Raw genomic sequence first — 14999 nt, 5'->3', positions numbered from 1 at the left:
GATAATATTAATTCGTCGAATACGCCAAATTTCGACACCGTACGACAATAATATCTCTCCTATAAAATCCCTGTCCCCGCAGGGATTTTCTCTTTTATTCATTACTTTTTGTTGCACTGAATTCCCATCCTGAATAAAATTCAAAATTGGTCTTACTTTACTCCTGTCGATCCAAACCCGTTATTGCCTCTTTCACTATCCGATAACCACGCGTAACTTTGTATCACACGTCATAGCACTATGCCTCCCAATCCAAATGCATTATCTCTTCTAAGGTTCTATCCGAAATATAAGTGGTAATAATTTGTATCTTTCCGTATTTCTTTTTAGCCATTCCTATAGCTTCGCCCTCGGACCCCGCCTCAATCCAACGAAGCTTCCACTTCTCATCTTTGTCATAAAACTCTATTGAGTACGTCATAACGCTATTACGCTGCAAGAACCTCTCTGACGTACTTTTTGCTGCATAGTCAAAACTTCCCACAACATCCTCAAGTGTTAGTTGTTTCATGCCCCTAACCCCATTGGGCGAGATTTTATCTTGCTCTTATCCGCCCGGTCCATGATTAATGCTGCGATTTCTAATTGATGTCTTCCCATCTCTACTGCAATTTCAATGAAACTTTTATCTTCTTCCCACATTTCTTGGAATCGAATCACTTCACTCTCATCGAATAACAAGTCCAAATCTTCTAACGCTACATACATGTTACGACGCGATTTCTTCATGTACTTCCTTTGCTGTGCTGCGATTGTGTAATTCTCCTTTTCCAAATCCGTCCCAAGTCTCGGCATCCCATTCCTCCTCCAGTTGTAATTGATGAATTTCTCTTAGTTCGGCCATAACGGCATGACGTCTTCTATCCGATTCTTCAGGTGTAATATTCCCTGCCTCGCAAATACATGGCCCAAATTGATATATTTCCGTTCCCATATCGTTTCTGATTACTCCTGTTCCGTTACATGCACACATCTTAATTCCCCCTTAGAATGGTAGCGCCTTTCTTCTGTAATCCTTTGTATCTTTGAAAACAAGCGCTTTAAAGTTATTGAAAATACGCGATACAATTCGTTCATCATATGCGCCTTCTAAACGCTCTCCTGTAAGGTTTGTCGTGAAGATAGATATTGGTTTATTGATGCATTAAACGCCTACTATGGAGGTGGAGAAGAAGCCACCGTATCAGATAAAATAATTAATATTATGGCAATGTCCGGAGTTTCTGGTGGTGTAATCAAGTAAATTAGAAATATAGATTTGAACCATATTTCTCAATGAACAATATAACTTAACATGGTAAAATAATATTTGGATGGGAGTCCAATACATATTATTAAAATTAAGATGGTTCAAGTCGGAGGAAGGCACCTTAGGGGGGTCTGGTGCAAAAATAAAATAAAAGAGAATAAAGCGCATATATTCCTAACGGAATCGTATCTTATGCTACCAGTCCAAACAATTGATGGATGAATTTTTTCTGGTTTTGAACAGACTGGTCCCGTAAATCAATCTGTTCTTTTTTAATCATATGCATAGCTTCTACTCCAGAAAGAATGGATGTAGCTGTGTCAAAACATTTGAACCCTAGCATAGAACAAGATCATCGCTTCTTTATAAAGCGATGATCTTGTTCTACTATGTTATTCAAGTATTTTTGTTGTCTAAGTTGCATACCATCAGGTATGCTTTTCTCTTTTTTCAACTGTTCAATTGCTATAGGATAAGCTGGATTCTTATCGACTGTCATAACACGAGGCTGCGAAACATGAAAAGACCGCAAAGCTTTCTTGAAAAAGCGCTTTGCAGTCTTCTGGTCTCTTGTTTTGCCTAGGCAAAAATCGATTGTGTTTCCTTTCGAATCAACAGCACGATACAGGTACATCCATTGACCTTTTACTTTGATATATGTTTCATCGACTCTCCAAGAGTCATTTGTTTGTTTGAGGTGACGTCGGATTCGTTTGTCCAATTCAGGACCATACTGGTGTACCCAACGTATAATCGTTGTATGAGAAATGGATAAACCCCGTTCTTCTAGCATTTCCACCAAATCACGAAAACTGAGGTTGTACCGTAGGTACCATCTTACCGTTAACAAAATAATATCAGGCTGATAATTCCTCCATTTGAATACATTTTCCATACCAATCACGCACCCTTTCTAAAGTAATAGTAACAGTATGTCCAAGATTTATAGATTCATTGCAATTGTCCTTAAGTTTTTGCACCAGAACCCTTATCTCCACATCAATTATAAATCCTAATCCTGCATCAACAGAACCAGCAACAACACACTTACCTACAAAGGGACTCCACAGTAATTTTTCCTATTATATATATAAATCATGCTTAGTTAAATTGGTTTGATTTTATAAGAAGCCAAAAACCTCTAAATATTTATTTTATAATAACATAATTAATCCTAATATAACTAAAGTTAGATACAATGATACAGTTATTAATAGCAATTAGGGGGATATACAGCATGAACTATACAAATATGCCAAAAAGAATAGGAATGGTTAAGCGGACTCCATTCGCTTCGATACCGAAGAAATTCATCGGTATTGGTAAGATTGTTAAAAAGCAGACAAAAGTGGAGCGCCCTACATTAACCCAAGACTAACAAGAACGTATTGAAAACATGTTATTATGTCCATTTCTTTCTGAAGAGAAGAAATTGATTACTTATTATAGAGATGATCATTTGCTTACTAGATATATGACTGTAACTGACATAAATCCGATAATAAATTTAATAACTTGTACTGATGCATCTTATAACAGAATTTTTCTTAAATTTATGGATATAATTGATTTAAGATAAAAAACATACTGTTTATAAAGTTTGATTAAAAACCTCTTACAAATCCACATTCTGTGTTACACAAAAAGACTCCATTTTGAAAAAAGATTGATCAAAATAGAGTCTTTCTTTGTGACTGGATGTTCAATTTTTATAAAAAAGTTTGATCAAAACACATTTAGAATTCTTTAATTGAAAAGATATAGCATCGCATCTTTCTTATAAACATCGTGATTTTATTTCATATCCATATCTTAAGTTGATGGGCATGTGACGCTACCCCACATCCATCAACTTAAGGATTTAGACTATTCTTAAACTTGAAAGCACGTTACTATTCTCTTATGTTAATGAGAAAGGGTGACGTGCTTTTTATGAATATGCATCAAAAACAAGAGCTGTCTTTATTTGCCGAAGAGTTATATCGATATATGTCTCCCGCTACACTTAATCAATTAGCTATAGAAGCAGGTGGAATGAAACGAAAACGTAAGTGCCATGGGCACCATTTTTTATCTTTGTGTGTATGGTTAAATCAACAAATCGCTACAACCTCTCTTACTCAACTTTGTAGTCAATTAGAAACTTCAACAGGAATTTTATTAAGTCCTGAGGGACTGAATCGACGATTTAACTCGGCTTCTGTAGCCTTCTTTCGAAATGTATTTACTACACTTCTACAAGCTAAAATTGGAGGATCATCTACAATTTCTCATTCTCTTTCTGCTTACTTTGAGCGGATTCGCATCCTTGATTCTACAACCTTTCAAGTTCCAGATCGATTCGCAGCTACTTATCCTGGTGCCGGAGGCTGTAGTCATACAGCTGGTGTGAAAATTCAATTAGAGTATGACTTGTTGAGTGGAGAGTTTTCTGATGTGAAAATTGAACCAGGAAAACGAAGTGATCAGGCATATGGGGCGACTCGAATGGACATGACACAAAAGAATGAACTATATATTCGTGACTTAGGGTATTTTCGTTTACAAGACTTTAAATCGATCCAAGATAAGGAAGGGTATTATTTATCGCGTCTTAAATTACCAACTAAAATATATAGAAAAGAATTCGAAACAGTGGTATTTAAAACAAAACCTGCTCAATTGAGACCGGTATATATACAAATTCATTTGGAAGACATCATGAACCAATTACAACCTGGCCAAGTGTATGAATTACATGATGTATATGTAGGGAGCAAAGACAAACTACCCACTCGCATTGTGGTTTATAGATGTACAGAGGAGCAAAAACAGAAACGTCTACATGATCGAGCTATTCGTGAAAAGAAAAAAGGGATTACATATACAGAGCGTACGAAACTTTTACAAGGAATTACGGTATATATGACAAACATTCCTACGGAATGGGTACCGAAAGAGAAAATCTATGATTTATATTCACTGCGTTGGCAAATTGAGCTGTTATTTAAAATATGGAAATCTTGGTTTCGAATTCATCGTTGTAAATCTATTAAACAAGAGCGATTAGAATGCCACCTTTATGGACAACTCATTAGTATCCTATTATGTTCTTCTACTATGTTTAAAATGAGAGAACTCCTGTTACGTAAGAAACAGAAAGAACTAAGTGAATATAAAGCGATGTACATAATTAAAGATTATTTCTTACTTTTTCATCAAGCACTACATAAAAACACCCAAGAATTATCAAAGATTCTCCTTCGTCTGTTTAACCTCCTACAGCGAAACGGACGAAAATCTCACAGATATGAGAAAAAAACAGTCTTTGATATTTTAGGTGTTGTGTATGAGTATACCACTTCTGCCCGTCAGGGTTTATTTGATGTGCCTACTTTTATAACATCTATAAAAGATAATAAAAAACTACGTGGAAAGACCGCATTTTGTATAAAAATATACGTTAAGTTGATGGATGTGTGACGCTACCCCTACTTGAAGGGAAATAACCTAAGTTGTTTCTATTTCTCTATTTTGTTATTCCACTATAGGGCGCTTTTCTTTAATAAGGTGGCATCTTTTTACATGGATAACACTTTTAAGAGATTGAATTTATTTAGGTGTAAAAAAATTGTGAAGTATTGTACTTAAAGTAAAGAAAGCAGTTTTAAAAGAAAGGACATAACATATTTGTTGACTTAATGAATGTAGTAATAAAAGTGGTAATAAAGAGTTTGAATGTAGTGATAAATGGGTGATAAAAACATAAAAAACAGGTGTATCAAGCAAAGTGTTGATACACCTTAAAACTACATTGTTAAACAACATGTGTTGTCGTGTAGTATATCTTATATATCTTTAATTATTTTAGATTCAGTATTACATATTCTTCTCGGTTTTGTTTATTCTATCGTTTTAATTTCATTTGAATTATAAGTATAGATACCAGATTCTTCACGCAGCGCTGTTATATACATTCCTTTCGCCACATCTTTAGCTGAAATTGGTTTATACTTTTTAAAAGCCCCTTTAAATATAAACGGAAGAATACGAGATAATTTCTCGGCCATTCTTTCCCCAAAACGATATTCTTGTCGATTTCCTACTAATAATGACGGCCTGAAAATATGTATGCCTCCAATAACTAGCTTTTTCAGCTCCTCTTCCATTTTCCCCTTCACTTGCGAGTAAAAGAAAAGTGATTTAGGATTTGCTCCCATTGATGAAATAACAAGAAAATTTTGCACGCCTTGTTTTTCAGCTAAGCAGGCAGCTCGCAATGTATATTCATAATCTACTTTTTTAAAATTCGCCTTCGACTTCGCTTTTTTTATCGTTGTTCCTAAACAACTAAAAACATCATCTACTGCAAAAAATTCTTTATATTCCTCTAATACTGAAAAATCCACCTGTTTCTGCTGCAATTTCTCATGCTGTAATTGTAATGGTTCCCTTACAAAAATAGTAACCGAATCGTAGTAATCTGAGTCAAGTAATAGACGCGTTATTTCTTGTCCAACTAATCCACTTGCACCAAGTACTAACGCTGTTCGTTCATTCATATATATGCATACCTCTTTATTTACTTTTCTCTCCTATAGCTAATCGTCGCTAACAGGAGTTTCCGTTCCCCCATTTTACCATAAGTAAAGCACTATGCGTATGCATAGTGCTTTACTTACTCTTTTTTCTTTTCTTTTTCTTCCGCTGGCAATTTCGTAATTGTTGTAGCATCTCCTAAATTACTTATTAATCTCCTTAAAAAAATTAAAACAAAAGATAATGGCAATACTACGGCAAGTATTAATAAGATAGCCTCCATGAAGTAACCCAAGCACTCATCCCCTTTTTTTCCGCTCCCTCCCAATATATGAAAGTAACATTGTCACATATGCACCAATCATACAAATTAATACCGTTCTTTTTGACAAATTTATAACAAAAACAAATCGTAATGATTATTATTTATTGCAACTTTCATAAAGATGTATTATACTAGGTTCGCAAACTAAAACGTAATTATTCCGTTTTGTATTAAGACGATATTTTCTTCTTATATTTGGAGAAAATATAATTGTAAAAAAGAAAAGAGGAGAATTATATGCCTAAAAAATTAGCTCTATTTTCATTTATACTTATTTTCACACTCATCTTTGCTGGATGTTCTAACAACAAAGATGGTGCAGCGAAAAAAGATGGGAAACTTTCTGTTTATACAACCATTTTCCCACTCGCTGACTTTGCAAAAAAAATCGGTGGTGATTATGTAAATGTAGAAACAATTTACCCACCTGGTGCGGATTCTCATACATTTGAACCAAGTCAAAAGCAGACTGTACAAGTTGCGAAAGCCGATTTATTTGTTTATAACGGCGCAGAATTAGAACCATTTGCCGAAAAAATGGAAAAATCATTAAAAAAAGAAAACGTAAAAATTGTAAATGCATCTAAAGATATCGAACTTCGTGCTTCATCTGAAGAAGAGCAGCACGATCATGGAGACGGTCATAAAGAAGATGAACATCATCACGATAAAGACCCACACGTTTGGATAGATCCTACTCTTGCGATGAAACAAGCAGAAAAAATTAAAAATGCACTTGTAGAATTACAGCCTGAACATAAAAAAGAGTTCGAAAAAAACTTTGCAGCACTACAAACAAAATTTACTGATTTAGATGATCAATTTAAAGCTGTTGTTGCAAATGCAAAAACGAAAGAAATATTAGTTTCACATGCAGCTTATGGCTACTGGGAACAACGATACGGTTTAAAACAAATTCCAATCGCTGGAATTTCAGCATCTGATGAACCATCCCAAAAACAGCTTGCTGACATTACAAAAACAGTAAAAGAGCACGGTCTAAAATATATTTTATTTGAAACATTCTCTACTCCAAAAGTAGCATCAGTTATTCAAAAAGAAACAGGTACAAAAATTTTACGCTTAAATCACCTTGCTACTATTTCTGAGGATGATGCAAAGAACAATAAAGATTACTTCACATTAATGGAAGAAAACGTAAATACTTTAAAAGAAGCAACAAACTAATCAACTATATTTTCTAGGCAGCTGAATATGTCATTCAGCTGCCTTTTTATGTATTCACCCTTGACTTGACCGAAATAACAAGTAAAATTATCCATATTAGCTTTTAAGCTATAATAATTTAGAAGGTGAGTTGGAACTATGAATCTTCACATTTGTGAAGTAACAGCAAATAATTGGCGTTCAGTAGCTGCTTTAAACGTAACAAAAGAACAGCAGCAATTTATTGAAAGTAATGCGTTTTCTTTAGCAGAATCATTATATGAAGAAAACGGAACGTCAGTAGGCTTATATGATGAAGAAACACTTGTTGGATATGCAATGTACGGTTGGTATTCCCAAAAGCATGAAAGCGTATGGTTAGATCGTTTTATGATTGATCAGCATTTTCAAGGAAAAGGATATGCAAAACGTTTCCTTCGTTTACTAATCCAATATTTACAACAAAAATTTGAATGTAAAATAATTTATTTAAGTTTACATCCAGACAACAAACACGCAATGGGACTATATGAGTCATTTGGATTCCGCTTAAATGGGGATATTGATGATGAGGGCCCAGTTGTAGGTGTTGTAATGGAATTACTTATAGATGAAAATACAAGCCTGTGAAAACAGGCTTTTTATAATTCACTCATATATCTTTTGAAACTAAAAAAATAAGCCTGCAATTATGCAGGCTTACTTCACACACTCTTGAAAATGTTCTTGAAACCATTCTTTATTAATATCTTTTCCGATGAAAACTACTTCGCTTACTCGCTCTTCGCCCTCTTGCCACTCTCTATCGTACGAAGCAGCAAATAACGTATGCACACCTTGGAAAACAATACGTTTATCTACTCCATCAATAGACAAAATTCCTTTGTAGCGATATAAATACTCCCCTAGTTCTTGAACGACAGCTGACATCCACTCATTCAATTTTTGTAAGTCTAACGGACGTTCTTCACGTAGTACAAACGATTTTACACCTTCTAGATGGTTATGTTCTGTATGAGGGTAAATTTGCAACGTATCTTTCGTTTTAAACGTTTGAATTTGTAATAACGATGGAATATCTACCTCACAGTTAGTAGCCTCGATTAACTTTGCAGTCGGGTTAATTCCTTGAAGTTCATGCAAGAGATTTTCTTTCTCATTTTCTTCAATTAAATCTAATTTATTAATTAACACAACATCAGCAAAGGCAATTTGTTCTTTTGCTTCTAGTCCTTTTTCAAAATGTTTATGTATATGATAGCTATCTACAACTGTTACAACACCGTTTATTTGGTACGCTGATTGAATAACTGGATCTAAAAAGAAAGTTTGAATAATCGGACCTGGATTTGCAAGACCCGTTGTTTCAATTACTAAACCATCAAAGTCCATTTTCCCTTCTGCTTTTACGTCCAGTAATTGTTTTAAAGCAACGAGTAAATCTTCTCGCACAGTACAGCATAAACAACCGTTTGTCATTTCCATAATTTCTTCTTCAACGTTCATAATTAATTGATTATCGATACCAATTTGCCCGATTTCATTTACAATCACTGCTAATTTCCGACCGTGATTCTCTGTTAAAATTCGATTTAATAATGTCGTTTTTCCTGATCCAAGAAAACCCGTTAATATTGTTACTGGAATCATTTCGTACCTCTCCTTATAGCTATATGTTTCTATATTATAGCATATAGAGAAAAACGTTTTTGTAGCAAAACATATTTATTGTATGTACAACCGGGTAACTATATAATAATATGTAGCAAGAAAGCCTTTTCAAAAATATTATCATTCATCAAGGGGGTACTTATAATGGAACGAGTTCAAATGGCCGAAACACTAGAATTTTCTCGTATTATTCAAGGGTTTTGGCGTTTAGCAGAATGGAATATGACGAAACAAGAATTACTTTCTTTTATTGAATCTTGTATGGATATCGGGATTACTACTTTTGATCACGCTGACATTTATGGCGGATATACATGTGAAGGATTGTTTGGAGAAGCGTTACAACTCAAGCCTTCCTTACGCGAAAACATGCAAATTATCACAAAATGTGGAATCGCTCCCCCATCACCGAAATTTCCAGAGCGATATGTTGCTCACTACAATACGAGTGCTGAACATATCATAAAGAGCGCGGAGGATTCATTACAAAACTTACATACAGATTATATTGATGTATTGCTCATTCATCGTCCTGATCCATTCACGGACCCAAACGAAGTGGCAGAGGCGTTCTCACGCTTAAAGCAAGAAGGAAAAGTTCGTCACTTCGGTGTTTCTAACTTTTTACCTTCTCAATTTAATATGTTAAGTTCATATTTAGATTTCCCGCTCATTACAAATCAAATTGAAGTATCTGCGATGCAGCTTGAGCATTTTGAAAAAGGTACGATTGATTTATGCCAAGAAAAACGAATCAATCCAATGATTTGGTCACCTCTTGCTGGTGGAGAAATCTTTACTGGCCAATCAGAACGCGCCGTACGTGTACGTGAAACTTTACAAAAAATTGCTACTGAGCTAGGCGTTGATAGCATCGATACTGTTATGTATGCATGGTTACTTGCTCATCCAGCTAAAATGATGCCAATCGTTGGCTCTGGTAAATTAGATCGAGTAAAAACGGCTGCAATGGCAACAAAAGTTAACTTAGACCGCCAACAATGGTTTACAATTTTCGAAAGCTCTAACGGACATCCTGTCCCATAATGTACAAAAAGAAGAGCCGTTACTTTACAGCTCTTCTTTTTCATATGTATTTCTCGTCATTGCAAATACACACATATCTCTTAATCCATTTTCATCTACCGCAACACTCGCACTTTCTAAAATCCCCTCTAATTTAAAACCTAATTTCTCAGGTATCGCTCTACTCTTCTTATTTAGAGAATCACAACGAATTTCTACCCGGTTTGCTTTCAGTTCAGTGAAAGCATACTCCGTTATACCTTTTGCGGCCTCTACCATATAGCCCTTTCCACTAAACCTTGAATCAACCCAATACCCGATTTCAAATTGAGGTATATCCCAAACAATACGATGTAATCCAGCAGATGCAATAAACTCGCCAGTTTCTTTCGAAAACACTAGTAATCTCAAATCTTCTCGCTGCAAAAATTGAATATGCGATTTTCTAATACTCTCTTCCACTTCTTCCTCTGTTTGCTCTTTTTGTGCAAAAACCATCCAAGGCCTTAATTCTTTCTTTGAAGCTTGAATCGCTTCATATACAACCTTACCGTCACCTGGTTTTGGCATTCGAATTAAAAGCCTTTCGGTATAAAATTCAGAAGGAAAATCGAATAATAATGGATTCAAATTAAACACTCCCCATAATTCTTTTATATTTAATAATATCCATCTCAAGGTAGACAGTAAAGAACTTTCTGAATTTTATACTTTCGAATCATTTACCTCTACCGCCACACGCACTCCGGATTCAATCGCACCTTGAATCCATCCGTGATACAGCGTTGTATGATCACCAGCAAAATATATTCTCCCCTCAGGTTTTACAATGACTGGCTGTAATTCAGATTCTTGGCCAGCTTGAAATAGTGCAAACCCTCCAAGCGCATATGGATCTAATGTCCAACTCTTTGATATTCCAGACATGAACTCATCATATACTTGACCACCTAATATTGTTGCTAAATTTTGTAATGTGTAATAGATACGATCCCCTTTTGATAAACCATCCCATAGTAATGCATCGTATGACCACGTATAACTCCCAAGCATAATGGCTGGTCCTTTTGAACCGATTCCATGACTTGGATAATACGCATAACGTATAGGAAGATCTGTTATAATTCTCCCACCTAATTGCCCTTGTTCCTCCCAAAAACGACTTTTAAATTGAATCCCTATTTTTGTAGCCGGCATATAATGCAATTCGCGAATTGTTTTCCACTTCGCATGAGATATCGAATCAAATGGATCTACTTCTACAAATCGCATTGTTGAAAAAGGAATTGTAACAATAACTAAATCGCCAGTTATACTACTATACTCAAAAGTTTCCTCATTTCGATAATAGGCTGTTACACCATTGGCTTGTTGATGAAGCTTCATTAATTTTTGATTATATATAATATTTTCTTCTAATTGTGGTAAAAAAGACTTTGGTAATCTATCATTCCCACCTATTATTTCGCAAAATCCACTTTCCTCTTGCATAATATATAAAAATCTTAATGTCTCAACGAATGACCTTTCCAAAAAACCTTCTAAATCTAATAGAACACCAATCATCTCGATCGTTACCGGTGAAAAATACGTATTATATTGATAAGGATGATACTTTAAAAATTGACCTGTAGAGTATCTCCCAAAATCCTTTACTACAATATCCCAATTTTTTTCTGGATTTTTTTTAATAAAATTTATAATTGGCTGTACTGCTAATAATAATAATTCTTCAGATGTTTTCCCAACTTCATTCATTTCAACGGGATATCTTAAAATACTTGGATCTTTTTCGTATTGTTGCAATGTCGTTTTTCGGCCATTAACATATATAATATCTGTTTCATTCCGATTCATAAAAGGACTCACCTGAAGCCCGAATTTTCTTATATAAGCCATCGTCAATGTGTGCGAATATGGTATTCTCATCGCTCCAACATCTAGATATAATCCGGTATCTTCCATTCTAACCGTCTCTATCCGGCCCCCTACACGGTTGTTTGCTTCAAAAATCTTCACTTGATGTCCTGCAGCCTTTAATAAAGATGCCGAAACTAATCCCGCCATACCAGCCCCTACTACAATAATTTGTTTCGGGTGTGTCGTCTTCTTCAATCCTTTATCTATAACTTTTAACGTTTCATCCATCTCAGTGTTAAACATTATATCTTTCTGCACAATTCCACCCCTTACTTCATAAAGTGAAACTTTAATCAGTGGGGGTTTTGTTCATCCCCCACTGATTATTAGTTGAACCAATCGGGCGTTTACGGGCAGTTGATCTCCCACCTACCTTCTTTGCTCCAGCCGCATTTTGAGGTGGGAGTTTTACTGCCCGTTAATGCGGGATAAAATATGCATTAGTGGTTTAGTGCATTTTATTCATAAGTTCCTATAAACATAACACCATAGCAATTGGATTATTCACTAAAAATACATAAGGTATAGCTCTCGCATTTCCCCATGCTTCATATAATAAGGAAACGGTAAGGAAGGAGTTAGATAAATGAAACATACTTATGACTACCATGCTACAAAAAAGCATTTGGAATTAAAGAAACAACACCTATGCAAAAAACTTAGTAATATGAAATTATCTAATAAAGAACGTGAACAAATAAAACTCGAGATCGATAACTACGAATATATATTAAACTTAGTCGAAATGAATCATTATGAACGAGGATTCTCTCGTTAAAAGCCGATATAATATCACCCTCTTTTTTGTGTGAGCATTTCACTACGCATTTTTCGTAAGTAAATATATAATAGAATGTACATTAAGATTGAGAGGTATATTCTATGATCAAATTAAGTGTATTAGACCAATCACCTATTTCAGATGGTAGCACAGCAGTTGAAGCTTTTTCACATACAGTTACGCTTGCACAAGAAGTTGAAAAACTAGGATTCACACGTTTTTGGGTATCCGAGCACCATAATTCAGTTAGCTTAGCTGGTTCAAGTCCAGAAATACTCATTTCACATATTGCCGCGAAAACTGATCGTATTAGAGTTGGTTCTGGTGGTGTTATGCTGCCACATTATAGTCCATATAAAGTTGCCGAGAATTTCCGCGTTCTAGAAGCACTTTATCCAAACCGCATCGACCTTGGTGTCGGGAGAGCACCTGGTGGTATGCCGATAGCAACTCGCGCACTTCAAGAAGGTAAAATGGTCTCACTTGATCAATATCCAGAACAAATTGCAAATGTTGCTATGTACTTACATGATCAAGTACCAGAAAATCATCATTATGCAAACTTAAAGGCTACTCCAGTTATCACAACATCTCCTGAAATGTGGATGCTCGGTTCTAGCGGAGAAAGTGCAATGATTGCCGCAAAGCAAGGCGCTTCTTTTGCATTTGCACAATTCATTAACGGATACGGTGGCCCTGAAGTAATGAGGGCTTATCAAGAACAATTCCAACCTTCCTATTTAGGTGATAAACCAAAATCAATCGTATCTATTTTTGTTATTTGCGGAGAAACAAATGAAGAAGCGGAGAAGATAGCATCAAGCCTTGATTTATCGATTTTACTATTAGAACAAGGAAAACGGACTACTGGTACTCCTTCTATCGAAACTGCTCAAAATTATGCGTATAGTGCTTATGATCTATTCCGCATAAAAGAAAATCGTCAACGTATGATCGTCGGTGATCCGTCTTCTGTGAAAGAAAAAATATTAAACTTAAGCAAAGCGTATAATACTGACGAATTTATGATTGTCACGATTACTCATCAATTTGAACATAAATTAAACTCTTATCGCCTATTGGCAGACGCTTTTAATTTATAATAACGAAAGGGAGATGCATCACATATGATGCATCTCCCTTTCTTACTACCAATCAATTGTTTTTGCTTCCTATATATTCAATAGCTTCTTTTAATAACTCCTCAAAATTATGAGGATAATCATGATTTAAGTTAGGCACAACTTTATACTTATGTTCTATATTTTTATCCTTTAATAACTTTACAAATTGCTGTGTACATTCGAAACAATCTTCATCTTGATCCCCACATATTATATATCCTTTTATGCTTTTATCATGTAATATTCCAATCATTTCTTCCCATTCTTCCATTTCCGGGAGCCACGGTGCCACAAAAATAAAACCGTTCACTTCTATTTCACCTTGTAACATGGAATGTAACGCTACTCTTGCCCCAGCAGAAAAGCCACCAATAATAATATTTTCAAATGTATTATTCAATATAATCTTATTGTAATGTCCTTTTAACTCTTCTCTTCCTCTTTCGACATTATCCCAAACATATCCATCTGAAAATTGAATTTGGGAAGATTGAGGCAACGCTAGCATAAAACCTTGTTCCATTACAGAGTTCCAATATGGTTCTATTATTTGTATATTTTCTTGATCCCCATGCAGTGTTATTAGTAGATTTTCATTTTGTTTGCTGTATTTATATTTCAGGTCTGCTTGTTCCGATTTCTTTGCTAATTCTTCTCTTTCTTTACATAATTGAACCATTCTATGAAACTCTTCAAATTTATGTAGTGGTTTTAAATCATCATCGGAAATTAAATACTCACTTCCGTACCAAAATCCATTCTCTATAATGGCTTCCTTCATTAAATACATCGCTTCTTCTTCAAGTCCTGCAGCACTTGCTAACGCATATTTAAAATTATATATTTGTGCTTCATTACCCATTACATCTTTAGCGTTTTTCATTATGTAAGAATACGCCTCAAAACTTCCTTTATTTGTATAACAATCTAACGTTTCATTTAATAACTTAATATAAGTCATACTATTTTTCATATAGAAATTCCCCCGTAACCTTTTATAATAATTGTTTCTCCAATATTCCTATCATTCTAGGGTCACGGTATAAGTAGGTGAATTCTACAATTCAACTTAACAATACCTGATTCTCAGAATGATATTTAATAATTAATGTATGTATACGCATAATACACCACTCCTTCCTATCCACTAGTTGTAGTATAAAACTAAATAAACTGAAAAATCAATATTTTAACAAAAAAAAAGACAACAATATATTA

At 34.8% G+C, this 14999-nt stretch carries 14 protein-coding genes and 4 pseudogenes; 7 read left to right on the top strand and 11 right to left on the bottom strand.

Features of this window, described 5'->3' with window-relative positions:
• Positions 1 to 238 precede the first annotated feature (238 nt).
• The 5 genes and pseudogenes from MHB76_RS09770 to MHB76_RS09750 all read right to left on the bottom strand — a co-directional run bounded on the left by MHB76_RS09770 (position 239) and on the right by MHB76_RS09750 (position 2150).
• On the bottom strand, positions 239 to 511 hold the full coding sequence (locus MHB76_RS09770; protein WP_002158198.1) for a hypothetical protein: 273 nt from the start codon (positions 509 to 511) through the stop codon (positions 239 to 241).
• Positions 508 to 795 (bottom strand): helix-turn-helix domain containing protein, encoded by a 288-nt coding sequence (locus MHB76_RS09765; RefSeq protein ID WP_078175165.1) that lies wholly within the window; start codon positions 793 to 795, stop codon positions 508 to 510. Before MHB76_RS09765 ends, MHB76_RS09770 begins: the two co-directional genes overlap by 4 nt.
• A complete protein-coding gene (locus MHB76_RS09760; RefSeq protein ID WP_078175166.1) occupies positions 710 to 973 on the bottom strand; it encodes a hypothetical protein in 264 nt (87 codons plus the stop codon). Before MHB76_RS09760 ends, MHB76_RS09765 begins: the two co-directional genes overlap by 86 nt.
• Positions 974 to 985: 12 nt before the next feature.
• Positions 986 to 1126 (bottom strand): annotated as a pseudogene (locus MHB76_RS09755) (ATP-binding protein); the annotation flags it as partial.
• A gap of 313 nt (positions 1127 to 1439) precedes the next feature.
• A pseudogene (locus MHB76_RS09750) lies at positions 1440 to 2150 on the bottom strand (IS6 family transposase).
• Between the two features lie 336 nt (positions 2151 to 2486).
• Between MHB76_RS09750 and MHB76_RS09745 the strand changes: the two are divergent.
• Positions 2487 to 2828 (top strand): annotated as a pseudogene (locus MHB76_RS09745) (YolD-like family protein).
• A gap of 353 nt (positions 2829 to 3181) precedes the next feature.
• Positions 3182 to 4603 (top strand): annotated as a pseudogene (locus tag MHB76_RS09740) (IS4-like element ISBce2 family transposase); the annotation flags it as partial.
• Between the two features lie 527 nt (positions 4604 to 5130).
• Here MHB76_RS09740 and MHB76_RS09735 read toward each other — a convergent pair.
• Positions 5131 to 5790: an oxidoreductase gene (locus MHB76_RS09735; RefSeq protein WP_002158203.1), complete on the bottom strand. Its 660-nt coding sequence runs from the start codon at positions 5788 to 5790 to the stop codon at positions 5131 to 5133.
• A gap of 116 nt (positions 5791 to 5906) precedes the next feature.
• A complete protein-coding gene (locus MHB76_RS09730; protein ID WP_157383767.1) occupies positions 5907 to 6062 on the bottom strand; it encodes a hypothetical protein in 156 nt (51 codons plus the stop codon).
• 267 nt (positions 6063 to 6329) lie between these two features.
• Between MHB76_RS09730 and MHB76_RS09725 the strand changes: the two genes are divergently transcribed.
• The gene (locus MHB76_RS09725) at positions 6330 to 7280 is read left to right on the top strand and encodes a metal ABC transporter substrate-binding protein (protein ID WP_070142010.1); all 951 of its coding nucleotides are present in this window, start codon (positions 6330 to 6332) and stop codon (positions 7278 to 7280) included.
• Positions 7281 to 7418: 138 nt separating this feature from the next.
• A complete protein-coding gene (locus MHB76_RS09720; RefSeq protein WP_002158206.1) occupies positions 7419 to 7889 on the top strand; it encodes a GNAT family N-acetyltransferase in 471 nt (156 codons plus the stop codon).
• Positions 7890 to 7958: 69 nt separating this feature from the next.
• On the opposite strand, the gene MHB76_RS09715 is transcribed toward MHB76_RS09720, so the two are convergent.
• Positions 7959 to 8909 carry a CobW family GTP-binding protein gene (locus MHB76_RS09715; protein WP_340986324.1) on the bottom strand — a complete coding sequence of 317 codons (951 nt, stop codon included), beginning with the start codon at positions 8907 to 8909 and terminating at the stop codon, positions 7959 to 7961.
• Between the two features lie 165 nt (positions 8910 to 9074).
• Here MHB76_RS09715 and MHB76_RS09710 point away from each other — a divergent pair, with 165 nt between their 5' ends.
• Positions 9075 to 9977: an aldo/keto reductase gene (locus MHB76_RS09710; RefSeq protein ID WP_088078389.1), complete on the top strand. Its 903-nt coding sequence runs from the start codon at positions 9075 to 9077 to the stop codon at positions 9975 to 9977.
• Positions 9978 to 10001: 24 nt separating this feature from the next.
• Here MHB76_RS09710 and MHB76_RS09705 read toward each other — a convergent pair whose 3' ends face one another.
• Both MHB76_RS09705 and MHB76_RS09700 read right to left on the bottom strand, forming a co-directional pair.
• Entirely contained in the window at positions 10002 to 10586 is a 585-nt protein-coding gene (locus MHB76_RS09705) for a GNAT family N-acetyltransferase (protein ID WP_078173221.1), read from the bottom strand.
• 75 nt (positions 10587 to 10661) lie between these two features.
• Positions 10662 to 12134, bottom strand: coding sequence for a flavin monoamine oxidase family protein (locus MHB76_RS09700; RefSeq protein WP_078173220.1), 1473 nt, complete (start codon positions 12132 to 12134; stop codon positions 10662 to 10664).
• A gap of 328 nt (positions 12135 to 12462) precedes the next feature.
• Here MHB76_RS09700 and MHB76_RS09695 point away from each other — a divergent pair, with 328 nt between their 5' ends.
• Together MHB76_RS09695 and MHB76_RS09690 are read left to right on the top strand one after the other, a co-directional pair.
• The gene (locus tag MHB76_RS09695) at positions 12463 to 12654 is read left to right on the top strand and encodes a DUF3896 family protein (RefSeq protein WP_016104605.1); all 192 of its coding nucleotides are present in this window, start codon (positions 12463 to 12465) and stop codon (positions 12652 to 12654) included.
• Between the two features lie 104 nt (positions 12655 to 12758).
• Positions 12759 to 13760: an LLM class flavin-dependent oxidoreductase gene (locus MHB76_RS09690; RefSeq protein ID WP_002158212.1), complete on the top strand. Its 1002-nt coding sequence runs from the start codon at positions 12759 to 12761 to the stop codon at positions 13758 to 13760.
• 52 nt (positions 13761 to 13812) lie between these two features.
• Here MHB76_RS09690 and MHB76_RS09685 read toward each other — a convergent pair whose 3' ends face one another.
• The gene (locus MHB76_RS09685; protein WP_016104603.1) at positions 13813 to 14754 is read right to left on the bottom strand and encodes an alpha/beta hydrolase; all 942 of its coding nucleotides are present in this window, start codon (positions 14752 to 14754) and stop codon (positions 13813 to 13815) included.
• Positions 14755 to 14999: the final 245 nt, after the last annotated feature.

The organism is Bacillus sp. FSL M7-1345 (assembly GCF_038006985.1).
Taxonomy (GTDB): domain Bacteria; phylum Bacillota; class Bacilli; order Bacillales; family Bacillaceae_G; genus Bacillus_A; species Bacillus_A cereus_U.
This window is presented reverse-complemented; position numbering and strand designations above follow the sequence as displayed.